This is a genomic window from Aquincola tertiaricarbonis (assembly GCF_023573145.1).
Taxonomy (GTDB): domain Bacteria; phylum Pseudomonadota; class Gammaproteobacteria; order Burkholderiales; family Burkholderiaceae_C; genus Aquincola; species Aquincola tertiaricarbonis_B.
Genome location: NZ_CP097636.1, coordinates 2,487,160 through 2,509,086 on the forward strand (window position 1 = coordinate 2,487,160; position 21,927 = coordinate 2,509,086).

The window sequence follows — 21,927 nt, forward strand, 5'->3', positions numbered from 1 at the left end:
CTATGGGCCGTGTTTTTCATCGCCCTGACAGGGTGCGCCACCACAAGGAAAACACCATGCAAAGCGCGCATGACCATCCCGTAGCATGGTCCGGCACCGCCAGCCACCGCCCCACCCGGCGGGCGTGACAAGACAAGACTGGCACTCGATCCGCACCAAGTGACCCACTGGAAGAGGAGAGAACCGATGTCGAATCAGATGGCGCTGTATGCAGCGCTGGCCTGCGGCCTGGCCGCCGTCGTCTATGGCTTCGTGCAGCGAAGCTGGATCCTGCGGCAGGACGCGGGCAACGCGCGCATGCAGGAGATCGCGGCCGCCATCCAGCAAGGTGCGGCGGCCTACCTGGCGCGGCAGTACCGCACCATCGCCATCGTCGGCGTCGTGCTCGCCATCCTGATGGGCGTGTTCCTCGACCTCACCACCGCCATCGGCTTCGTGGTGGGCGCGGTGCTCTCGGGCGCCTGCGGCTTCATCGGCATGAACGTCTCGGTGCGCGCCAACGTGCGCACCGCGCAGGCGGCCACCCGTGGCATCGGGCCGGCGCTGGACGTGGCCTTCAAGGGCGGCGCCATCACCGGCATGCTGGTGGTGGGCCTGGGGCTGCTGGGCGTGAGCCTGTTCTTCTGGTTCGTCGCGGGCCATGCCTCGACCACCGACGGCAAGGCGCTGTCGGCGGCGCTCAAGCCCATGCTGGGGCTGGCCTTCGGCTCATCGCTCATCTCCATCTTCGCGCGGCTGGGCGGCGGCATCTTCACCAAGGGCGCCGACGTGGGCGCCGACCTGGTGGGCAAGGTGGAAGCCGGCATCCCCGAGGACGACCCGCGCAACCCGGCGGTGATCGCCGACAACGTGGGCGACAACGTGGGCGACTGCGCCGGCATGGCGGCCGACCTGTTCGAGACCTATGCGGTCACGCTGATCGCCACCATGGCACTGGGCGCGCTGATGGTGACCGCTGCCCCGATGGCCGCGGTGCTGTATCCGCTGGTGCTGGGCGGCGTGTCCATCATCGCCTCCATCATCGGCTGCTTGTTCGTCAAGGCCAGCCCGGGCATGAAGAACGTGATGCCGGCGCTGTACAAGGGGCTGATCGTGGCCGGCCTGCTGTCGCTGGCGGCCTTCTGGTTCGTCACCGGCGCGGTGATGCCGGCCGATGCGCTGGGCCCAAATACCCACCTGCGCCTCTTCGGCACCTGCGTGGTAGGGCTGGTGCTCACCGCCCTGCTGGTGTGGGTGACCGAGTACTACACCGGCACCCAGTACAAGCCGGTGCAGCACGTGGCCCAGGCCAGCACCACCGGCCACGGCACCAACATCATCGCGGGCCTGGGCGTGTCGATGCGCTCCACCGCCTGGCCGGTGATCTTCGTGTGCATCGCCATCCTGGTGGCCTACGCGCTGGCCGGGCTGTACGGCATCGCGGTGGCGGCCACCTCCATGCTCAGCATGGCCGGCATCGTGGTGGCGCTGGACGCCTACGGCCCCATCACCGACAACGCCGGCGGCATCGCCGAGATGAGCGAGCTGCCCGACAGCGTGCGCGCCGTCACCGACCCACTGGACGCGGTGGGCAACACCACCAAGGCCGTGACCAAGGGCTATGCCATCGGCTCGGCCGGCCTGGCCGCGCTGGTGCTGTTCGCCGACTACACCCATGCGCTGGAAGCGCGCGGCATGCAGGTGAGCTTCGACCTGAGCAACCACATGGTGATCGTGGGCCTGTTCATCGGCGGGCTGATTCCCTACCTGTTCGGCGCAATGGCGATGGAAGCCGTGGGCCGCGCCGCCGGCAGCGTGGTGGTGGAAGTGCGCCGCCAGTTCAAGGAGATCCCCGGCATCATGGAAGGCACCGGCAAGCCGCAGTACGGCCAGGCGGTGGACATGCTGACCAGCGCCGCCATCAAGGAGATGGTGGTGCCCAGCCTGCTGCCGGTGGTGGTGCCCATCCTGGTGGGGCTGCTGCTGGGGCCGGCCGCGCTGGGCGGGCTGCTGATGGGCACCATCGTCACCGGGCTCTTCGTGGCCATCAGCATGTGTACCGGCGGCGGCGCCTGGGACAACGCCAAGAAGTACATCGAGGACGGCCACCACGGCGGCAAGGGCAGCGAGGCGCACAAGGCCGCGGTCACCGGCGACACCGTGGGCGACCCCTACAAGGACACCGCGGGCCCGGCGGTCAACCCGCTGATCAAGATCATCAACATCGTGGCGCTGCTGATCGTGCCGCTGATCCCGCCCGGCCTCGTCGGCTGACGGCCTTCCTAGAATGGGCTGATGCAGTACACCCAGCCGCGTGCCCTTCTCGTCACCTTCCTGCTCGCGGCGATCCCCGCGCTGATCTTCCTGGTGGACGTGCAGACGCCGCTCGGCTATGCCGAGTGGGCGATGTACATGATCCCGATGGCGCTGACGCTGCTGCAGCACCGCCTGTGGGTGCCGCTGGTGCAGGCGGCGGTATCCACGGTGCTCATCATCGTGGGCTACTACTACTCGGGCGGCAACCTGGCCGCCAGCGGGTTTGCGCACGTCAACCGTGGCATCGGCATCGCGGCGGTGTGGACCATCGCCTTCACGGTGATGCAGGCGCTGAAGATGCGCCGCCAGGTGGGCGACGTGCTGTGGCAGCAGCAGGGTGAAAGCGCGGTTGCCCAGGCGCTGCTGGGCGAGCTGACGCCCGAGCAGATCGGCCAGCGGGCGATGCGCGCGCTGTGCGAGTTCACCCACGCGCCGGTGGGCGTGCTCTACCGGCTCGAAGGCCAGACCCTGGTGCGCTGCGGCGGCCACGGCTTCGAACCCGCCACCACCGCTGAGCGTTGGCAGCTGCCCGACGGCCTGCTGGGCGAAGTGGCCACCAGCGGCGAAGTGCGGCACCTGCAGGACGTGCCTGCCGACCACCTGCCCATCGCCAGCGGCCTGGGCCGCAGCCCCTCGGCTCAGCTGCTGATCGCGCCGCTGCGCGCCGACGGCCAGGTGTGCGGCGTGCTGGAGGTGGGCTTCACCGCCAGCGCCGCCCAGCTGGGCGAAGCCCGCATGGCCCGCAAGCGCGTGCTGCTGCGCGAGGTGGGCGCATCGGTGGGCGTGGCCATGCGCAGCGCGCTGTACCGCGAACGACTGCTCGCGCTGTTGGAAGAAACCCAGCGCCAGAGCGAGGAGCTGCAGGCCCAGCAGGAAGAGCTGCGCGTGGCCAACGAGGAGCTGGAGGAACAGAGCCGCGTGCTCACCGAATCGCAGGCGCGGCTGGAAACCCAGCAGGTGGAGCTGGAGCACACCAACCTGGAGCTGTCGGAGCAGAAGGCCTCGCTCGAGCGGCAGAAGCAGCACCTGGTGCAGGCCCAGTCCGCGCTGCGCGCGCAGGCCGACCAGCTTAAGGAGGCCAGCCGCTACAAGTCGGAATTCCTGGCCAACATGTCGCACGAGCTGCGCACGCCGCTCAACAGCGCGCTGATCCTTTCGCGCCTGCTGGCCGACAACCGCGAGGGCACGCTGACGCCCGAGCAGGTGAAGTACGCGCAGACCATCCATGCCGCCAACAACGACCTGCTGGCGCTGATCAACGACGTGCTGGACCTGTCGAAGATCGAGGCCGGCAAGGCCGACCTGACGCTGGCCCCGCTGCGCCTGGACGAGCTGCTGGCGCGGCTGCGCAGCACCTTCGAGCCGCTGGCCGCGCAGAAGGGCGTGACCCTGCAGGTGGTGGCCGAGCATGGCCTGCCCGCCCGCCTGCACACCGACGGCCAGCGCCTGCAGCAGGTGCTGAAGAACCTGATGGCCAACGCGCTGAAGTTCACCGAGCACGGCCAGGTGACGCTGCGCGCGATGCCGGTGGCCAACCCCGAGGGGGGCGGGGATGCCGACGGCGGCGACGCCGGCCGCATCGCCTTTGCGGTGCAGGACACCGGCATCGGCATTCCGAAGTCGCAGCAGGAGGTGATCTTCGAGGCCTTCCGCCAGGCCGACGGCAGCACCAGCCGGCGCTTCGGCGGCACCGGTCTGGGCCTGTCGATCTCGCGCGAGCTGGCCCGCCGGCTGGGCGGCGACATCGCGGTGGACAGCGAGCCCGGCGTGGGCAGCACCTTCACGCTGGAAGTGCCGGTGACGCTGACCGAAGAAGTCACCCCGCAGGAAGTGCCGGCGGCACCCGCCCCGCAGGCCGCCGCGCCCGCCCCCCAGGCGCCGGCGCCAGCCCCCGCACGTTCCCCGCAGCAGGCCGCACCCTTGCCCGCCCCGGCGCCGCCGCCCGCGACGCCCCGCGCCAGCGCACCGCGCCGCCACACCGGCCGCCTGGTGCTGGCGGTGGAGGACGACGCCACCTTCGCCAGGATCCTGTGCGAGCTGGCCACCGACCTGGGCTTCGACTGCGAGATCGCGTCCAACGGTGAAGAGGCGCTGCAGCTGGCGCGCGAGCTGCGGCCCAACGGCATCTTGCTGGACGTGGGCCTGCCCGACCAGTCGGGCCTGACGGTGCTGGAACGCCTGAAGCGCGACCCCGATACCCGCCACATCCCCGTGCACGTTGTCTCGGCCCATCCGCATGTGCAGACGGCGCGTGAACTGGGCGCGGTGGGCTACCTGCAAAAGCCGGTCGATCGCGAAGGCCTGGCCGGTGCGCTGGATGCCCTTCAGAAACGGATGCAACAGCAGGTACGCAGGTTGCTGATTGTTGAGGATGACGAAGGATTGCGCAGCCACCTGCAACTGCTCCTGGGCGGCGAAGGTGTGGAGATCACGGCCGTGGGAACGATCGCCGATGCACTGGCGCAGCTGGGCCGCTCGACCTTCGATTGCATGGTGATGGACCTGACCCTGCCCGACGGCACCGGTTACGACCTGCTGGAACGGATTGCAGCAACCGAGGACTACGCCTTCCCGCCCGTCATCGTCTACACCGGCCGCGAACTGAGCCGCGATGAAGAGCAGCGGCTGCGCAAGCATTCGCGGTCCATCATCGTCAAGGGCGCGCGCTCGCCGGAACGTCTGCTCGACGAAGTGACCCTGTTCCTGCACAGCGTGGAGGCCACCCTGCCCGCCAACCAGCGCCAGCTGCTGCGCCAGGCGCGTCAGCGAGACGCGGTGCTGGACGGCCGCCGCATCCTGCTGGCCGAGGACGACGTGCGCAACATCTTCGCGCTGTCCAGCGTGTTCGAGCCGCTGGGCGCCAAGCTCGTCATCGCCCGCAACGGCAAGGAGGCGCTGCAGAAGCTGGAGTCGGACAGCGCGCAGATCGACCTGGTGCTGATGGACATCATGATGCCGGAGATGGACGGCCTGACGGCGCTGCAGCACATCCGCGAGCGCGCCGAATGGGCCAGCCTGCCGGTGATCGCGCTCACCGCCAAGGCGATGGCCGACGACCGCGAGCGTTGCCTGGCGGCCGGTGCCAACGACTACATCGCCAAGCCCATCGACGTGGACAAGCTGGTGTCGCTGTGCCGCGTCTGGATGCCCAAGTGAGCCCGCTGCGTGAACCCGGCCCCGCCCCGGCGGCCCTGCAGGACGAACAGCTGTTCGACCTGGAGATCCGCCTGCTGCTGGAGGCGGTGTACCAGCGCTGGCAGCACGACTTCCGCGACTACGCCGTCAGCTCGCTGCGGCGGCGCATGCGCCAGGCGATGACGCACTTCGGCTGCGAGCGGCTGTCGCAGCTGCAGGGCCGCGTGCTGCATGAGCCCGAGGTGTTCGCGCAGATGCTGCAGTTCTTCACCGTGCAGGTCAGCGAGATGTTCCGCGACCCCAGCTACTTCCGCGCGCTGCGCGAACAGGTGCTGCCGGTGCTGCGCACCTACCCGTCGCTGAAGATCTGGGTGGCCGGCTGCAGCCACGGCGAAGAGGTGTGGTCGCTGGCCATCCTGTTGGCCGAAGAGGGCCTGCTGGCCCGCACCATCCTCTACGCCACCGACATCAACGCCAGCGCGCTGCAACGCGCCGAGTCGGGCATCTATCCGCTGGACCGCGTGGCCGGCTTCAGCCGCAACTACCTGGCGGCCGGTGGCCGCGGCTCGCTGTCCGACCACTACACCAGCGCCTATGGCGGCGTGGCCTTCGACCGGCGGCTGAAGCAGCAGATCGTGTTCGCCGACCACAGCCTGGCCACCGACAGCGTGTTCTCCGAAGTGCATTTCGTCTCCTGCCGCAACGTGCTCATCTACTTCAACCGCGCGCTGCAGGACCGCGCGCTCGGCCTTTTCAACGAAGCCCTGGTGCGCCGCGGCTTCCTGGGCCTGGGCCTGCGCGAAACCGTGCAGTTCAGCGGCCATGCCGCCGACTTCGAGGCCTTCGTGCCCGACCAGCGCATCTACCGCAAGGCATGAGCAGCGACCCCACCCCGTTCCGCCCCGAGGCGGTGGTCATCGGCGCCTCGGCCGGTGGCGTGCAGGCGCTGCAGCTGCTGCTGGGGGCGCTGCCTGCGCACTTTCCGGCCGCGGTGGCGGTGGTGCTGCACCTGCCGCCCGACCGCCCCAGCGGCCTGGCCGCGCTGCTGGCCGCCGGCTGCGCGCTGCCGGTGGAAGAAGCCATGGACAAGCAGCCGCTGCGCCCGGGCAGCGTGGTGGTGGCCCCGCCCGACTACCACCTGCTGGTGGAGCCCGACCGCAGCGTCGCGCTGTCGGTGGACGAGCCGCTGCTGTACTCGCGCCCCGCGATCGACCCGCTCTTCGAAAGCGCGGCGCTGGCCTATGGCCGCGGGCTGCTGGGCATCGTGCTCACCGGCGCCAGCCGCGACGGCAGCGCAGGCCTGGCCGCCGTGCGCCGCCAAGGCGGCCAGGCCTGGGTGGAATCGCCCTCCACCGCCATCGTGTCCACCATGCCGGCGGCTGCGCTGGCGCATGCGGGCGCCGACCTGGTCGCCCCCCTTCCCGAACTTGGCGCCCGGCTGGGCGCACTGGCTGACGCATGATCACGACGCCGCACGAACCTCCCTGTGACGACGTCAACCTGCTGGTGGTCGACGACGTGCAGCAGAACCTGATCGCGATGCAGGCGCTGCTGGACCGCCCCGGCATCCGGGTGCTCACCGCCCGCAGCGGCCCCGAGGCGCTGGAACTGCTGCTGACGCAGGACATCGCGCTGGCGCTGCTGGACGTGCAGATGCCCGAGATGGACGGCTTCGAGCTGGCCGAGCTGATGCGCGGCGCCGAACGCACGCGCGGCGTGCCCATCATCTTCCTCACCGCCGCGCAGCGTGATGGCCAGCGCCTGTTCCGCGGCTATGAAGCCGGTGCGGTGGACTTCCTGTACAAGCCGCTGGACCCCGAGGTGCTGCACAGCAAGGTGAAGGTGTTCGTCGAGCTGTTCCAGCAGCGGCGCGCCCTCACCCAGACGGTGGACGAACTGCAGCGGGTGATCGCGCTGAACGAGGCCATGGTGGCGGTGCTCACCCACGACCTGCGCACGCCGCTGCAGGCCATGATGGCCGGTGCCGACCTCATCCGCCGCAAGTCGGGCGATGAAGGGGCCCGCCATGCGGCCGACGGCATCCGCTCCAGCGGCCAGCGCATGAGCCGCATGATCACGCAGCTGCTCGACTTCTCGCGCATCCGCTCCGGCTCGCTGCAGATCGACAAGTCGCCCACCGACCTGGGCGCGCTGTGCCACCGGGTGGTGGACGAGATCCGCCAGGCCCGGCCCGATGCGCAGATCGAGCTGCACACCGACGGCGACCTGCAGGCCCGCTTCGACCCCGACCGGCTGATGCAGGTGATCGCCAACCTGGTGAGCAACGCGGTCCAGCATGGCTCGCCCGAAGAACCGGTGACGCTGCGGCTGGACGGTACGCAGGCCGACCTCATCGGCGTGGAAGTGAGCAATGCCGGCACGCTGCCACCTGCGGTGCGCGAGCGCTTGTTCGAGCCCTTCCGCACCAGCAGCGCCAGCAGCGGCGGCCTGGGGCTGGGCCTGTACATCGTGGCCCAGTTCCTGGAAGCGCACGGCGGCCAGGTGGACGGCCGCTCCACCGAAGAAGGCCGCACGGTGTTCAGCTTCAGCCTGCCGCGCGACATGCCGATGCCGGCGGCCGACTGAAGACCCGCGCCCCATGTCCACCGAACCCGCCAGCATTGCCGCGCCGGCTGCCCCTCAGCAGGGGCATCCGCCAGGCTATTGGCAGCGCAACCGGCGCCTGATCGGCCTGCTGCTGGCGGTGTGGTTCGCCGCCACCTTCGGCGTGCTGTTCTTCGCCCGCGAGCTGAGCTTCCAGTGGCTCAACTGGCCGTTCAGCTTCTGGTTCGCGGCGCAGGGCGCGCTGCTGATGTATGTGGTCATCGTCGCGCTGTATGCGCGGGTGATGAACCGGGCCGACGAGGCGGCGCGTCAGCAGGACGAGGCGCCGCCGCTGGCCTAGCCTGGTTCAGCCCGCCGCCACCGGCAGCCGGGCCAGCGCCTTCACCGTGGCCAGGCAGGCGCGGGCGGCTTCGCCGCCCTTGACCACGAAGTGCTCGCTGAAATAGCGGCGGTGCTCTTCATGCTCGTGGAAGTGGTGCGGGGTGAGCACGGCCGAGATCACCGGCACGCCGGTGTCCAGCTGCACCCGCATCAGACCATCGATCACCGCATGGGCGACGAAGTCGTGGCGGTAGATGCCGCCGTCCACCACCAGGCCGCAGCCGACGATGGCGGCGTAGCGGCCCGAGCGGGCCAGGCGCTGCGCATGCAGCGGGATCTCGAAGGCGCCGGGTACGTCATAGACGTCCACCGCATCGGGCGGCACGTCGTGGCGGGCCAGTTCGGCGAAGAAGGCTTCGCGGGCGCGGCCCACGATGTCGGCATGCCAGCCGGCCTGCACGAAGGCATAGCGCGGGCGCTGGGTGGAAGCGGAAGAAGCAGTTGGTTGTTGCATGGAAGTCCTGTCTCTTTCATCCGGACTGTGACCGTCGGCCCCGGGATCACACCGGGTCTGCTGACCCCGGCCGCAGGTGCCGGCCGGGCGCTCGCGGGCTTGTGCGGGCTGTGCCGCCATCACCGCCGGTGGGGAATTTCACCCCGCCCTGAGAACGCTGCCGGCATCCCCTGTAGGGCCACCGGCGGGCGGCAGTCTATGCGCAGGCTCAAGAGCCCGTGTCCAGCAGGGCCTGCAGCAGCTCGGCCGCCTGTTCGAAGTCCAGCTCGTCGATGCGCGCGGCCAGCAGGTCGTGGCGGGTGCTGCCCAGGGCGGCCCGCAGCCCGGGCGCCAGCGCCTGGAATCGCGGCAGCGCCGTCAGGTCCTGCGCCCGCAGCAGCTCGATCAGCTGGCGCAGATCGGCTGGGTCCGGCGCGCGAGCCGCCGGCCCGGCCTGCGTGGCGTCAGGATCCGCCACCGGCCGCTGCAGCCGCGGTGCGGCCGCGGCCGCCAGCTGGCGCAACCCGGCGGCCAGCGCCTGCAGCGCGGCCTGCGCCTGGGCCACCGGTCCGGCATGCAACGCCTGCTCGGCCTGGCCGGCCAGGCGCTGCAAGGCCTCGGCGCCCAGCGTGGCGGCGCTGCCGCGCAGCTTGTGCAGCCGGGCGGCCAGCGCGGCGCGGTCGGCCGGCTGCACCGGGTCGGTCGCCGCCGCGGCCAGGTCACCGAATTCGCCCAGCAGCCGCCCCAGCAGCGACAGGAACAATGCCGCATCGCCACCCAGCCGCACCGCGGCGCCGACGCCGTCGATGCCGGCGATTTCGGGCCAGTGGGCGGGCAGGCCGATGCCGTCACCCGATACCACCGGCAGTGCCTGGCCACGCGCCCGTTCCACATGCCGGCGCACGCAGCGCACCAGCGACTGCGCTTCCACCGGCTTGCTGACGAAGTCGTTCATGCCGGCATCGAACACCCGTTGCCGCTCGGACAGCATCGCGCCCGCGGTCAGGGCCACCACCGGCAGCCGCGCCAGCACCGGGTCGCGCCGCAGCTGGCGGGTGGCCTCCAGGCCGTCCATCACCGGCATCTGCACGTCCATCAGCACCAGGTCGACGTCGGGGTGGCGGCGCAGGTGCTCCAGCGCATCGCGGCCATTGACCTGGGCCACCACGCGGGCGCCTTCGCGCTCCAGCAGGCGGCGCGCCACTTCCAGGTTCACCTCGCTGTCGTCCACCACCATCACGCGCACGCCGGGCAGCCAGCGCAGCGAGTGGCCGTCCAGCCGCGTGGCTTCCAGCAGGTGGCCGCCGCGGCCGTGGCGGGCCAGCGCCCGGTTCACCGCATTGAAGAGCGTGGCCGCGCACACCGGCTCCGACAGCAGCGCATCGGCCCCGGGCACCATCTGCGCCACGCCCGGGGCCACCATCACCAGGGCCGGGTGGCCGGGCGCGGGCAGCAATGCCCGCCATGCGCCCAGCAGCGCCAGCGCCTGCTCGGCCGGCGGCGGCGCTGCGTCGATCACCAGCACCTCGGCCAGCGCCAGCCGGCCACCGGCATGCGCCGGCGCGCCGGTCCACTCGTCGGCCTGCCAGCCCAGCGCCTTGGCGGCGCCCAGCAACGCGGGCCGCTGCTCGCTGCCCTGCCCCGCCAGCAGCAGCCGCACCGTGGCCGCGGCCGAGCCGGTCTCCATCTCGGCGTCGGCCACCAGGCCCAGCGGCAGCACCACCCAGAACTCGCTGCCTTCGCCCGGGCGGCTGTGCAGGCCCACCTCGCCGCCCATCATCGCGGCGAGCCGCCGCACGATGGACAGGCCCAGCCCGGTGCCGCCAAAGCGCCGCGTGGTGGAGGCATCGGCCTGGGTAAACGGGGCGAACAGGCGCGCCTGCACCTCGGGGGCGATGCCGATGCCGGTGTCGCGCACCGTCCAGCGCAGCCGCACCTGCTCGGCGCTGCGATCGATCACCTCCACCGCCAGCGAGACGTTGCCGCGCTCGGTGAACTTGATGGCGTTGCTCAGCAGGTTGGTGAGCACCTGCCGCACCCGCATCGCATCGCCGCGCACATGGCGCGGCACGCCGGCCAGCGCGGGCATGCGCAGCGCCAGGCCCTTGGCCTCGGCCTGCACCGACAGCAGCTCGGTCAACTCCGCCAGCAGCCGCGCCAGGTCGAAGGGCACCTGCTCCAGCTGCATCTCGCCGGCCTCGATCTTGGACAGGTCGAGCACGTCGTCGATGACGCCTTGCAGCGCCCGCCCGGCGGTCTGGATGCGCTGGATGAAGCCGCGCTGCTCGGCGTTCAGCGGCGATTGCTCCAGCAGGTAGGACAGCCCCATCACCGCATTGAGCGGCGTGCGGATCTCGTGGCTCATGTTGGCCAGGAACTGGCTCTTGGCGATGCTGGCCTGCTCGGCCTGCAGGCTGCGCTCTTCCAGCTGCAGCTGCACCGTCTTCAGCTCGGTGACGTCCACCACCACCGAGACGAAGCCGTGCACACCGTGCTCGTCGCGGTCGGGCAGGTAGTGCAGCCAGTAGTACACGGTGCGGCCGTCGGCCAGCGTGCGGGTGCGTTCGGCGCGCACCACTTCGCCGCGCAGCGCGGCCCGCATCAGCGGCTCGTTGAGCGCATAGATCTGCTCGCCGAACAGCTCGCGCTGCGTGCGGCCCACCATGGCCTGCGGGTCCAGGCCCATCCAGGCCGTGTAGGCCTTGTTGGCGAAGGTGCAGCGCATCTGCGTGTCCCAGTGCGCCAGCACGCCCGGAAAGGCGTCGATGGCCAGGCGCAGCAGGCGCTCGCGGTCGGCCAGCTCGCGCTGGGCGCTGCGGCTCTCGTGCACCAGCGCATCGAGCTGGCGGCGCTGCTCGGTCAGCTCGGTGATGTCGTGCACCAGCACGTAGAAGCCACGCACCTCGCCCTCCACCACGTCGGGTACGTAGTGGGCCAGCACATGCCGCACCGGCCGACCCGGCTGCGGCGGCAGCGCCATCTCGAAGGTCTGCGGCTGGCCAGCCAGCGCAGCCTGGATGCGCGGCTCGTTGCTCGCCAGCCGGTCGGGGTCGGCCACGTCGCGCAGGTGGCGCCCCGGCAGGCTGCCGGGCGGCAGGTGGAACCAGCGGTGGTAGGCCTGGTTGCCGAAGCGGTTGACGAGGTGCTTGTCCCAGTAGCCCACCATGGAGGGCAAGGCGTCCAGCAGCGTCTGCAGGTCGCGGCGGGCATGCTCCAGCGCAGCGGTGCGGTCGCTCACCTGCTGCTCCAGCGTGGCGCTGAGCTCACGCAGCCGGCGCTCGGCCGCCTTGCGCGCACCCACGTCGCGGATGGTCAGACCCAGGCCGCGCAGTTCGCCCTGCTCGTCGCGGATGGGCGACAGCGCGATCGACACCTCGGCCAGGCTGCCGTCGCGCACGCGGCAGACGGCGTCGAAGGCGGGCACCGTCTCGCCGCCGGCCACGCGTTCGCGCAGCGCCGCATGCGGCAGGCTGCCGTCATCGGCCAGCAGCACGCGCGACAGCGGCTGGCCCATGGCCTCGGCCGCGCCGTAGCCGAAGATGCGCTCGGCCGCCTGGTTCCAGCCGATCACCCGGCCCGAAGGCGACTCGGCGATGATCGCGTCGCTGGACGCCGCCAGGATGGCGGCCAGCCGCTGCTGCTGCAGTTGTGCCCGCGACTCGGCACGCCGGTTGCGCAGGTAGGCATAGGCCAGGGCCGCGAGCAGCAGCGAAGCAGCCAGGCCGGCGGCGAACACCCGCTCCGGCGCCAGCAGGTTCAGGCCCTGCACGAAGGCCGGCTGCGCCCGCAGCGACAGGTGCCATTCACGGCCGAACAGCGGCCGCCGCAGCTCGGCCTGCAGGCCGGGCACCGCGCCCGTCAGGTAGCCGGGCGAGGTGAAGAACAGCTCGGCCTGCCCGCCCGGCACGGCATCGGACAGGCCGAGCGCAAAACCCACCTCGCGCAGCTCGATGTCGCGCAGCACGTCGTCGATGGACAGCGGTGCATACACCCAGCCGACGCCAGCGGCCATGCGCTGCTCGGGCGTCTCCAGCGGCTGCTGCGGCGCGTACACCGGCAACAGCAGCAGGAACGAGTGCATCAGCCGGTCCTGCGCCTGCACCAGCGTGATGGGTGCGGTGAGTGCGGCCAGGCCGGTGCGCATGGCCCGTTGCGCGGCTTCGCGGCGGCGCGGCTCGGAGGCGATGTCCAGCCCGATGGCGCTGGGGCTGCGCTCCACCGGCTCGATGTACTGGATGATGTAGCGCTCGTCGCCGTGCGGCGAGAACTGCCGCAGCGCGAAGGGCGGCCAGCCATCGCGGCGCGCAGCTTCGATGAAGGCCGCTTCGTCCTGTGGCAACACGCGGCGGATGACACCGAAGCCCCGCGCGCCGGGAAACTCGCGGTCGATGTCGCGCGACGCGTGGTACGCCCGGAACAGCGGCCGGCTGAGGCGGTCGCCGGCTGCCACCACCACGCCGCGGGCACCGCGCAGGCCCTTTTCGTAGTCCTGCATGCGCACCAGCAAGCGGTCGGCCACGAAGGCGGCCTGCTCATTGAAGCGGGCCTGCGCCAGCGCCTGGTTGCTGCGCGCCTGCTGCCAGGCCAGCAGGGCCGCGCACAGCAGGCCGGCCACCAGCAGCGCCGTGGCGCCCACACCCGGGCGCCGCAACAGCTGAACACCCCGCCGCAGCCTGGGCGATTTCAAACGGCATCTCCCGGTGGCACACCGGGGCCCGGCACCGGCAAGGGCCGGCCGGCGCCCACGCCGGGGTGCCACACCACCTGCCGTGCCTGGCCGGGACCGGCGGCACGGGCGGCCTGCCAGGCTGCTTCGGCCGCGCCCATCAGCATCGAAGGCAGCACCGCACCCGAGCCGGCTGCGTCGGCCGTCAGCACCACGAAGCCTGCGGCCAGCTCCGCCGCGCCGCCTGGGCCTTGCAGCAACTGGTGCGTGACGCAGGCGGCACCGTGCTCGTCGGTGTCGGGCAGCAGCAGCGCCAGTCCTTCGCTGCCCAGATGGCCGATGCAATCGCCGGGCCGGCGGGCCGCGCTGCGCACGGCCTGGGCCAGGCGCTCCAGCAGTGCGGCATCACAGCAGGCGGGGCTGGCAGCGGCGGGCGCCAGCCGCAGCAAGGCCAGCGGGCCGTCGTGCGGCAGGTTCTGGCAGGCCAGTGCCAGCAGCAGGTCGAAGCTGCGGCGGTTGAAGGCCGACACCTGCTCGCCGCTGCCGCGGGGCCGATGCTGGGCCAGGCGGCGCAGGGCCAGCTGCAGCTGGGCCTGCACGCAGGCGGCCAGCGCCGGCCCGTCGGGCGGCTTGGGCAGGCAGGCTGCCACACCCAGGCCGCTGACGCTGCGGCCGGCCGCCACCGGATCGGTGCCCGTGAGCACCACCACCGGCACGTCGGCCAGCAGGGGCGAACGGCGCATCTGCGCCAGCACGGCCACGCCGTCCAGGTCGGGCAGTTGCAGGTCCAGCAGCATCAGATCGGGGATGGACTGGCGGGCCAGGCGCAGCGCATCGGCCCCGCGCTTGGCAAAGCGCACCTGGCCAAAAGGCCGCAGCATGGCGCCCAGCACCACGATCTGCGTGGGGTCGTCGTCGACGATGAGGAGGTCGTACTGCGGATTCATCCTGGTACAGCGCGCCCATGCCCGGCCCGTTTGGCCAGCGGTGCGCGATTCTGGGGTGCCCAGCCGCGGGCAGCGATAGGCGCTAGCCCTGCCCTGCAGACACCGGCCACGCCGGCAAACGAAGGGCCGCGGCGGGCCGCCCACTAAACTGGCGGCTTTACCCAGCCTGGTGCGCCTGCGGTGCCAGGCCGCCCTCAGAGATGTCGCCTCCGCTTGCCGACCGCCTCCGGTTCATCGACCCGTTCTACGTGATGGAGTGCGCCAAGGCGGCCGACGAGATCGCGCGCAGCCCCGCCTGCGATACCGCGCTCGGCGGCCGGCCGATGATCTACCTGAACATCGGCGAGCCCGACTTCACCGCGCCGCCGCCGGTGCTGCAGGCCGCGCAGGCCTGCCTGGGCGCCGGCCGCACCCAGTACACCGCCGCCACCGGCCTGCCCGCGCTGCGTGAGGCCATCAGCCAGTGGTATGCGCAGCGCTTCGGGCTGGACGTGCCGGCGCGGCGCATCGTGGTCACGGCCGGCGCCTCGGCCGCGCTGCAGCTGGCCACGCTGGCGCTGGTGAACCCGGGCGACGAGGTGCTGCTGCCCGACCCCAGCTACCCCTGCAACCGGCACTTCGTGGCGGCGGCGGGCGGCCAGGCGGTGCTGCTGCCGGCGGGCGCGGAGTCACGCTTCCAGCTCGATACCGCGGCGGTACAGGCAGCCTGGAACCCGCGCACCCGCGGCGTGCTGCTGGCCTCGCCCTCCAACCCCACGGGCACGTCCATCGCGCCCGACGAGATGGGCCGCATCGTGCAGGCCGTGCGCGAGCGCAACGGCTTTGCCATCGTCGACGAGATCTACCTGGGCCTGAGCTACGACGACCAGTTCGCTGCCAGCGCGCTGCAGTTCGGCGAGGACGTCATCTCCATCAACAGCTTCAGCAAGTACTTCAGCATGACCGGCTGGCGGCTGGGCTGGATGGTGCTGCCCGAGCGCCTGGTGGCGCCGGTGGAACGGCTGGCGCAGAACCTCTTCATCTGCGCCTCCAGCGTGGCGCAGCAGGCGGCGCTGGCCTGCTTCACGCCCGAGGCCATCGCCACCTACGAAGACCGGCGTACCGCCTTCCGCGCGCGGCGCGACTTCATCGTGCCGGCGCTGCAGCAGCTGGGCTTCGGCGTGCCGGTGGTGCCCGACGGCGCCTTCTACGTGTGGTGCGACGTCAGCGCCCATGCCAGCAGCAGCTGGGACTTCTGCTTCGACATGATGCACAAGGCCCATGTGGCGTTGACCCCCGGCCGCGACTTCGGCCCCCAAGCGGGCGAGCGCTTCATGCGGCTGTCGTTTGCCAACAGCCTGCCGCAACTGCAGGAAGCCGTGCGCCGGCTGTCGCAGGCCCTGTGAGCGGCGCCATGGACAGCCCGGTGCCCACGCCCTTCGAGATCGAACTGAAGGTGCGTGACTACGAATGCGACATGGACCACGTGGTCAACAACGCGGTCTACCTGAACTACCTGGAGCATGCCCGGCATGAGCTGCTGGAGACGCGCCAGCTGCGCTTCGGCGAGCTGTCGCGGCGCGGCATCAGCCTGGTGGTCACGCGCGTCGAGGTGGACTACAAGGCTTCGCTGCGCAGCGGCGACCGCTTCACGGTGCGCACCACGCTGCAGCGCAGCGGGCGCATCCGCTTCGTGTTCCAGCAGCACATCCACCGCAGCGCCGACGGCAAGCTGATGCTCAGTGCCGTGGTCACCGGCACGGCCCTCAACGCACGCGGCCGGCCGGAGTTTCCGCCGGAGCTGGAACAGGCCTTCGGCTGAAAGAGGCCGTGGGCCGGGCACAGCCCGGCCCTTGAACGCTCAGAATTCAGCGCCGCCGAAGCCGCCGGGGCCGCCGGCCGGCGCACCGGCGGCGGCCGGCTTGTCGTCCGCGGCCTCGGCCACGATGGCCTCGGTCGTGAGGATCAGGCTGGCCACCGAAGCCGCGTTCTGCAGCGCGGTGCGCGTGACCTTGGCGGGGTCCAGCACGCCCTGGGCCACCAGGTCGCCGTAGCTGCCGTTGGCGGCGTTGTAGCCCTCGTTGCCCGTGCCTTCCAGCACCCGGGCCACCACCACGCTGGCCTCGTCGCCGGCATTGGCCACGATCTGGCGCAGCGGCTCCTCGATGGCGCGCAGCACCAGCTTGATGCCGGCCTCCTGGTCGGGGTTATCGCCCTTGAGCTCGCCCTTGCGCAGCACCGCCTGGCGGGCACGCAGCAGCGCCACGCCGCCGCCGGGCACCACGCCTTCTTCCACCGCGGCGCGGGTGGCATGCAGCGCGTCTTCCACGCGGGCCTTCTTCTCCTTCAACTCCACCTCGGTGGCGGCACCCACCTTGATGACAGCCACGCCGCCGGCCAGCTTGGCCACACGCTCCTGCAGCTTCTCGCGGTCGTAGTCGCTGGTGGCTTCTTCGATCTGCACCCGGATCTGCTGCACGCGGGCCTGGATCTGCTCCACCGCGCCGGCACCGTCGATCAGCGTGGTGTTCTCCTTGCCCACCTCCACGCGCTTGGCCTGGCCCAGGTCGGCCAGCGTCACCTTCTCCAGCGACAGGCCGACCTCCTCGGCGATCACCTTGCCGCCGGTGAGCACCGCGATGTCTTCCAGGATGGCCTTGCGGCGGTCGCCGAAGCCCGGCGCCTTGACCGCCACCACCTTCAGGATGCCGCGGATCGAGTTCACCACCAGCGTGGCCAGCGCCTCGCCTTCCACCTCCTCGGCGATGATCAGCAGCGGACGGCCCGCCTTGGCCACCGCCTCCAGCGTGGGCAGCAGGTCGCGGATGGCGCTGATCTTCTTGTCGAACAGCAGCACGAAGGGGTTGTCGAGCACCGCCACCTGGCGCTCGGTGTTGTTGATGAAGTAGGGGCTCACGTAGCCGCGGTCGAACTGCAGGCCTTCCACCACGTCCAGTTCATTGGCCAGGCTCTTGCCGTCCTCGACGGTGATGACGCCTTCCTTGCCCACCTTGTCGATCGCGTCGGCGATGATCTGGCCGACGTCCCAGTCGCTGTTGGCCGAGATGGCGCCGACCTGGGCGATTTCCTTGCTGGTGGTGGTGGGCTTGGCGATGGCCTTGACCTCGGCCACCAGCGCCACCACGGCCTTGTCGATGCCGCGCTTCAGGTCGGCCGGGTTCAGGCCGGCGGCCACGTACTTGAAGCCTTCGCGCACCACGGCCTGGGCCAGCACGGTGGCGGTGGTGGTGCCGTCACCGGCGTTGTCGCTGGTCTTGCTGGCCACTTCCTTGACCAGCTGGGCGCCGATGTTCTCGTAGCGGTCCTTCAGCTCGATTTCCTTGGCCACCGACACACCGTCCTTGGTGACGGTGGGTGCGCCGAAGCTGCGCTCCAGCACCACGTTGCGGCCCTTGGGGCCGAGCGTGACCTTGACGGCATCGGCCAGCACATTGACGCCGCGCACGATCTTGGCGCGGGCATCGTCGGCGAACAGCACTTGTTTGGCAGGCATGGTGTTTCCCTCGTGATCGGTGGACTGGGCTTATTCGATGATGGCGAGCACGTCGTCCTCGCGGATGACCAGCACTTCCTGGCCATCGAGCTTGACGGTCTGGCCGCTGTACTTGCCGAACAGCACGCGCTGGCCGGGCTTGACGGCGGGGGCGATGAAGTCGCCCTTGTCGCTGCGCTTGCCGGGGCCGACGGCCAGCACCTCGCCCTGCTCGGGCTTTTCGCCGGCCGAGTCGGGAATGACGATGCCGCTGGCGGTCTTCAGTTCGGGGTCGCTTCGCTTGACGATGAGTCGGTCTTGCAGGGGGCGCAGAGCCATGGGGTCGATCCTTGCGTCGATGGGTCGGTGGGCAGCGGCCACAGGGGCCGCGGGCTGCGCAGCGTAGGTCCGCCCGCCAGCCCCCACCAAGCGACTTGATCGCAGATGCTTATGCAGTTCGGCGGTGGCAGTTCGGCGGTGCGGCCCTGGCCGCCTGGCCACCCATCGAAACGCATAAGCATCCTCGAAGGCCGCATTCGACAGCGCCGGCCCTGCCGCTCTAGGCTGCGCGGTTTGAATCACCACCGAGGACAGCCAAGATGTCATCCCAGCCTTCCCGGCGTGGCCTGCTGCGCGGCCTGGCAGCCGGCCTGCTGGCCGCCACCGGCACCACCACCAGCGGCCTCGTCTTCGCGCAAAACCTGCCGGCCGAAGTGCGCATCGGCACGCAGAAGGGCTCGGCGGTGCTGACGCTCACACGCAAGCAGCAGGTCATCGAGGCCCGGCTCAAGAGTTTGGGCGTGCAGAACGTCAAGTGGGTCGAATTCCAGTTCGGCCCGCCGATGCTGGAAGCCCTGGGCGCCGGCGCCATCGACCTCGGCTCGGTCGGCGACACGCCGCCCATCTTTGCCCAGGCAGGTGGCTCCAACCTGGTGTACGCGGCTGCCACCCCCTCGTCGCAACATGCGGTGCTGGTGCCGGCCGGCTCCCCCATCCGCACGCTGGCCGACCTCAAGGGCAAGCGCGTGGCCTTCGGCAAGGGCTCGAGCGCCCACAACGTGGCCATCAAGGCGCTGGCGCTGGGCGGCCTCACGTTGAAGGACATCGAGCCCACCTACCTGGCACCGGCTGATGCCACCGCCGCCTTCAACGGCGGCAAGATCGACGCCTGGGTGGTCTGGGACCCGTACTACGCCATCGCCGAGCAGCACTACAAGGCCCGCGTGCTGGTGGACACCTCCGACACCCGGCTGGCCAGCGCCTCGTACTACATGGCCAACCGCGACTTCGCGAGCAAGCATCCCGCCGTGCTGTCCGCGGTGCTGGACGAGATCGGCAAGGTCACGCGCTGGGCCGGCGGCCACCGCGACGAGCTGGCCGGCATCGCGGCCGAAGCCACCGGCATCGACGCCAAGACCTGGTCGGCCGCCTTCGCCCGCGCCGATTTCTCGTTCGGCCCGGTCACGCCCGCCCATGTGGCGCAGCAGCAGCAGCTGGCAGACAGCTTCCTGGCGCTGGGCATCATCCCGCGCAAGCTGGACGTGGCGCAGATCGTCTGGCGTGCACCGGACGGCCGCTGACATGGCACGCAGCACGGTCGACCAAGTCACCCAGCGGCGCCGCGGCACCGGCCTCATCGCGCTGGACGAGGCGCTGTCCTGGGGCGGCTACACCTTGATCGCGCCGCAGACCGCCGGCGGTCGCGTCTACCTGATCGACATCCGCGGCCAGGTGGTGCACCAGTGGCAGCTGCCGGTGCGGCCGGGGCGCCATGCGGTGATCCTGGCCAACGGCAACCTGGGCTACAACGGCAACCACGCGGCATCGCCCGAGCTGTATGCGGCCTGGTCGATGTGGCATGGCGGCGACTTCCGCGAAGTGACGCCAGACGGCCGCACGGTGTGGCAGTTCGAGGACGTCACCCACCACCACGACGCGCAGTGGCTGCCCAATGGCCACCTGCTGTACGCGGCCTGCGAGCGGCTGCCCGACGCGTTCGCGCGCCGGGTGCCTGGCGGCACGGCCCACGGGCCCGACGTGCCGATGTACGGCGACGTGATCCGCGAGGTGGACCGCCAGGGCCGCCCGGTGTGGCAATGGCGTGCCCAGGATCACCTGGCGCCCGAGCAGTTCCCGATACACCCGGGTTTCGGCCGTTACCACTGGCCGCTGGTCAACGGCCTGGGCGTGCGCGACGACGGCACCGTGCTGATGAGCCTGCGCACCACCGCCGGCATCATCGGCGTGTCGCGCGCCGATGGGCGCGTGGTGCTGCACATACCGCCTTCGGTGGTGTCGCACCAGCACGCACCGGTGCCGCTGCCCAACGGTCGCATCCTGGCTTTCGACAACGGCAACTTCCGGGCGGGCCAGCACGTCAGCTTCTCGCGGGTGGTGGAACTGGACCCCGTCAGCGGCGAGGTGGTCTGGTCGTACAGCGACCCGATGGCCAGCTCGTTCTACACGCCCTACATGGGCAGCGCGCAACGCCTGCCCAATGGCAACACGCACATCACCGAATCGGCCACGGGCCGTCTGTTCGAAGTGACGCCGCAGGGCGAGGTGGTGTGGGAATACATCCTGCCCTGGTTCGCGCCCTACCCCGACGAAGCGGCGCGCCGCACCGGCGGCGGCGAACTGAACACCGTGTTCCAGACCTTCCGCTACGGCGCCGACGCGCTGCCGTGGCTGCCTGCCGGGACGGCATCGCACCGGTGACGGCAACGTCGTCGCCCTGACCTGGGCGACAATGGCCGGTGAATGGCGCGCGACCATGCGAGGGGCCCGCCGCGCGGGCCGGTGGTTTGCTGATGGCAAGCCATGCATCGCCTGTGTGAAGCCTGGAACCTTCCGGCCGCGCCGTATTCCGATTTCCTTCTCGACGCGATGCCCGACATCGCCTTGCATCCATGAACCAGGACATGTCCATCATCTCGCTCGTGCTTCAGGCGAGCTTTGTCGTGCAGATCGTGATGGCCGGCTTGCTGACCGTTTCGCTGATCAGCTGGACGGTGATCTTCGGCAAACTGGTCGGCCTGAAGCGCGTGCGCGGCCTCAATGAAGGCTTCGAGCGCGAATTCTGGTCGGGCCGCAGCCTGACCGAGCTGCAGCAGGCGGCCACCTCGTCCAAGACCACGGCGCCGATGGAGCGCATCTTCGCCAGCGGCATGCGCGAGTTCCTGAAGCTGCGCGAAAAGCGCCTGGATGGCGGCGCCCAGCTGGACGGCGCCCGCCGCGCGATGCGCGCCAGCTTCCAGCGCGAGCTGGACGTGATCGAGAGCAACCTGAGCTTCCTGGGTTCGGTGGCCTCGGTCAGCCCCTACGTGGGCCTGTTCGGCACCGTGTGGGGGATCATGCATGCCTTCGTCGGCCTGGCCAACCTGCAGCAGGTGTCGCTGGCCACGGTGGCCCCCGGCATCGCCGAGGCGCTGGTGGCCACGGCCATCGGCCTCTTCGCCGCCATCCCGGCGGTGATCGCCTACAACCGCTTCGCCCGCGACATCGACCGCATCGCGATCCAGTTGGAGACTTTCATCGAGGAGTTCTCCAACATCCTGCAGCGCAACGCCACCCAGCCGGCCGCGCGCTGAAGAGGCCCGCACCATGGCAGCCCTGAACTCCCGAGGCGGCGGCCGCCGGCGCCGTGCGATGAACGAGATCAACATGGTCCCGTTCATCGACGTGATGCTGGTGCTGCTGATCATCTTCATGGTCAGCGCCCCGCTGATCACCACCGGCACCATCGACGTGCCCACCGTCGGCAAGGCCAAGCAGGCCGAAAGCCGCAAGATCGACGTGCAGGTGGCGCTGGACGGCGGCATCAAGCTGGCCTCCGAAGGCAACGAGCGCCAGGTCACGCTCAAGGAACTGGCCGACAACGTGAAGGCCGCGCAAAGCGGCGACGCGCAGGTGCCGGTGGTGATCGCCGCCGACCGCAACGTCAAGTACGACACCGTGGTGAAGGTGATGGACACCTTGCAGCGCGCCGGCATCCAGCGCGTGGGCCTGTCGGTCAAGGCGGGGGGCTGATCGC

General features: G+C 70.7%; 17 protein-coding genes and 1 riboswitch. Of the genes, 12 read left to right on the forward strand and 5 right to left on the reverse strand.

The window, feature by feature from the left end; genetic code table 11:
* The first annotated feature begins 186 nt into the window (after positions 1-186).
* Genes MW290_RS25835 through MW290_RS25860 form a run of 6 tightly spaced genes read left to right on the forward strand, consistent with a single transcriptional unit; the run spans position 187 to position 8,335 of the window.
* Positions 187-2,253, forward strand: coding sequence for a sodium-translocating pyrophosphatase (locus MW290_RS25835; protein ID WP_250197206.1), 2,067 nt, complete (start codon positions 187-189; stop codon positions 2,251-2,253).
* A 21-nt stretch (positions 2,254-2,274) separates the two neighbouring features.
* Positions 2,275-5,451 carry a response regulator gene (locus tag MW290_RS25840; protein ID WP_250197207.1) on the forward strand — a complete coding sequence of 1,059 codons (3,177 nt, stop codon included), beginning with the start codon at positions 2,275-2,277 and terminating at the stop codon, positions 5,449-5,451.
* A gap of 5 nt (positions 5,452-5,456) precedes the next feature.
* Positions 5,457-6,308, forward strand: coding sequence for a CheR family methyltransferase (locus MW290_RS25845; protein WP_375142973.1), 852 nt, complete (start codon positions 5,457-5,459; stop codon positions 6,306-6,308).
* Positions 6,305-6,892 carry a chemotaxis protein CheB gene (locus MW290_RS25850; RefSeq protein WP_250197209.1) on the forward strand — a complete coding sequence of 196 codons (588 nt, stop codon included), beginning with the start codon at positions 6,305-6,307 and terminating at the stop codon, positions 6,890-6,892. Before MW290_RS25845 ends, MW290_RS25850 begins: the two co-directional genes overlap by 4 nt.
* Positions 6,889-8,016, forward strand: a complete 1,128-nt coding sequence (locus MW290_RS25855) for a hybrid sensor histidine kinase/response regulator (protein ID WP_250197210.1) — start codon at positions 6,889-6,891, stop codon at positions 8,014-8,016. Before MW290_RS25850 ends, MW290_RS25855 begins: the two co-directional genes overlap by 4 nt.
* A 13-nt stretch (positions 8,017-8,029) precedes the next feature.
* Positions 8,030-8,335: a DUF4212 domain-containing protein gene (locus MW290_RS25860; RefSeq protein ID WP_250197211.1), complete on the forward strand. Its 306-nt coding sequence runs from the start codon at positions 8,030-8,032 to the stop codon at positions 8,333-8,335.
* A gap of 6 nt (positions 8,336-8,341) precedes the next feature.
* Here MW290_RS25860 and MW290_RS25865 read toward each other — a convergent pair whose 3' ends face one another.
* The 3 genes from MW290_RS25865 to MW290_RS25875 all read right to left on the reverse strand — a co-directional run bounded on the left by MW290_RS25865 (position 8,342) and on the right by MW290_RS25875 (position 14,422).
* Complete coding sequence (locus MW290_RS25865; protein WP_250197212.1) at positions 8,342-8,830, reverse strand: 6,7-dimethyl-8-ribityllumazine synthase; 489 nt, start codon at positions 8,828-8,830, stop codon at positions 8,342-8,344.
* Between the two features lie 4 nt (positions 8,831-8,834).
* Positions 8,835-8,990: riboswitch (FMN riboswitch) on the reverse strand.
* 48 nt (positions 8,991-9,038) lie between these two features.
* Positions 9,039-13,460, reverse strand: coding sequence for a CHASE domain-containing protein (locus MW290_RS25870; protein WP_250197213.1), 4,422 nt, complete (start codon positions 13,458-13,460; stop codon positions 9,039-9,041).
* Between the two features lie 32 nt (positions 13,461-13,492).
* Positions 13,493-14,422, reverse strand: a complete 930-nt coding sequence (locus tag MW290_RS25875; protein ID WP_250197214.1) for a response regulator — start codon at positions 14,420-14,422, stop codon at positions 13,493-13,495.
* Between the two features lie 200 nt (positions 14,423-14,622).
* Between MW290_RS25875 and MW290_RS25880 the strand changes: the two genes are divergently transcribed.
* Both MW290_RS25880 and MW290_RS25885 read left to right on the forward strand, forming a co-directional pair.
* A complete protein-coding gene (locus MW290_RS25880) occupies positions 14,623-15,807 on the forward strand; it encodes a pyridoxal phosphate-dependent aminotransferase (protein WP_250197215.1) in 1,185 nt (394 codons plus the stop codon).
* Positions 15,808-15,815: 8 nt separating this feature from the next.
* Entirely contained in the window at positions 15,816-16,223 is a 408-nt protein-coding gene (locus MW290_RS25885) for an acyl-CoA thioesterase (RefSeq protein ID WP_250197216.1), read from the forward strand.
* 39 nt (positions 16,224-16,262) lie between these two features.
* On the opposite strand, the gene groL is transcribed toward MW290_RS25885, so the two are convergent.
* Together groL and MW290_RS25895 are read right to left on the reverse strand one after the other, a co-directional pair.
* Positions 16,263-17,915, reverse strand: coding sequence for a chaperonin GroEL (gene groL, locus MW290_RS25890; protein WP_250197217.1), 1,653 nt, complete (start codon positions 17,913-17,915; stop codon positions 16,263-16,265).
* 30 nt (positions 17,916-17,945) lie between these two features.
* Entirely contained in the window at positions 17,946-18,233 is a 288-nt protein-coding gene (locus MW290_RS25895; RefSeq protein WP_250197218.1) for a co-chaperone GroES, read from the reverse strand.
* A 260-nt stretch (positions 18,234-18,493) separates the two neighbouring features.
* Here MW290_RS25895 and MW290_RS25900 point away from each other — a divergent pair, with 260 nt between their 5' ends.
* The 4 genes from MW290_RS25900 to tolR all read left to right on the forward strand — a co-directional run bounded on the left by MW290_RS25900 (position 18,494) and on the right by tolR (position 21,923).
* Positions 18,494-19,474 carry a sulfonate ABC transporter substrate-binding protein gene (locus MW290_RS25900; protein ID WP_250197219.1) on the forward strand — a complete coding sequence of 327 codons (981 nt, stop codon included), beginning with the start codon at positions 18,494-18,496 and terminating at the stop codon, positions 19,472-19,474.
* 1 nt (position 19,475) lies between these two features.
* Positions 19,476-20,612 carry an aryl-sulfate sulfotransferase gene (locus MW290_RS25905; protein WP_250197220.1) on the forward strand — a complete coding sequence of 379 codons (1,137 nt, stop codon included), beginning with the start codon at positions 19,476-19,478 and terminating at the stop codon, positions 20,610-20,612.
* Positions 20,613-20,803: 191 nt separating this feature from the next.
* A complete protein-coding gene (tolQ, locus tag MW290_RS25910) occupies positions 20,804-21,484 on the forward strand; it encodes a protein TolQ (RefSeq protein WP_250197221.1) in 681 nt (226 codons plus the stop codon).
* A gap of 13 nt (positions 21,485-21,497) precedes the next feature.
* Positions 21,498-21,923: a protein TolR gene (tolR, locus tag MW290_RS25915; RefSeq protein WP_250197222.1), complete on the forward strand. Its 426-nt coding sequence runs from the start codon at positions 21,498-21,500 to the stop codon at positions 21,921-21,923.
* Positions 21,924-21,927 lie beyond the last annotated feature (4 nt).

Bases quoted from the DNA above. Each gene is read 5' to 3' on its own strand.
- MW290_RS25835 (WP_250197206.1), top strand. From the start codon at position 187: ATGTCGAATCAGATGGCGCTGTATGCAGCGCTGGCCTGCGGCCTGGCC.
- MW290_RS25840 (WP_250197207.1), top strand. From the start codon at position 2,275: ATGCAGTACACCCAGCCGCGTGCCCTTCTCGTCACCTTCCTGCTCGCG.
- MW290_RS25850 (WP_250197209.1), top strand. From the start codon at position 6,305: ATGAGCAGCGACCCCACCCCGTTCCGCCCCGAGGCGGTGGTCATCGGC.
- MW290_RS25855 (WP_250197210.1), top strand. From the start codon at position 6,889: ATGATCACGACGCCGCACGAACCTCCCTGTGACGACGTCAACCTGCTG.
- MW290_RS25860 (WP_250197211.1), top strand. From the start codon at position 8,030: ATGTCCACCGAACCCGCCAGCATTGCCGCGCCGGCTGCCCCTCAGCAG.
- MW290_RS25865 (WP_250197212.1), bottom strand. From the start codon at position 8,830: ATGCAACAACCAACTGCTTCTTCCGCTTCCACCCAGCGCCCGCGCTAT.
- MW290_RS25875 (WP_250197214.1), bottom strand. From the start codon at position 14,422: ATGAATCCGCAGTACGACCTCCTCATCGTCGACGACGACCCCACGCAG.
- MW290_RS25880 (WP_250197215.1), top strand. From the start codon at position 14,623: ATGTCGCCTCCGCTTGCCGACCGCCTCCGGTTCATCGACCCGTTCTAC.
- MW290_RS25885 (WP_250197216.1), top strand. From the start codon at position 15,816: ATGGACAGCCCGGTGCCCACGCCCTTCGAGATCGAACTGAAGGTGCGT.
- groL (WP_250197217.1), bottom strand. From the start codon at position 17,915: ATGCCTGCCAAACAAGTGCTGTTCGCCGACGATGCCCGCGCCAAGATC.
- MW290_RS25895 (WP_250197218.1), bottom strand. From the start codon at position 18,233: ATGGCTCTGCGCCCCCTGCAAGACCGACTCATCGTCAAGCGAAGCGAC.
- MW290_RS25900 (WP_250197219.1), top strand. From the start codon at position 18,494: ATGTCATCCCAGCCTTCCCGGCGTGGCCTGCTGCGCGGCCTGGCAGCC.
- MW290_RS25905 (WP_250197220.1), top strand. From the start codon at position 19,476: ATGGCACGCAGCACGGTCGACCAAGTCACCCAGCGGCGCCGCGGCACC.
- tolQ (WP_250197221.1), top strand. From the start codon at position 20,804: ATGAACCAGGACATGTCCATCATCTCGCTCGTGCTTCAGGCGAGCTTT.
- tolR (WP_250197222.1), top strand. From the start codon at position 21,498: ATGGCAGCCCTGAACTCCCGAGGCGGCGGCCGCCGGCGCCGTGCGATG.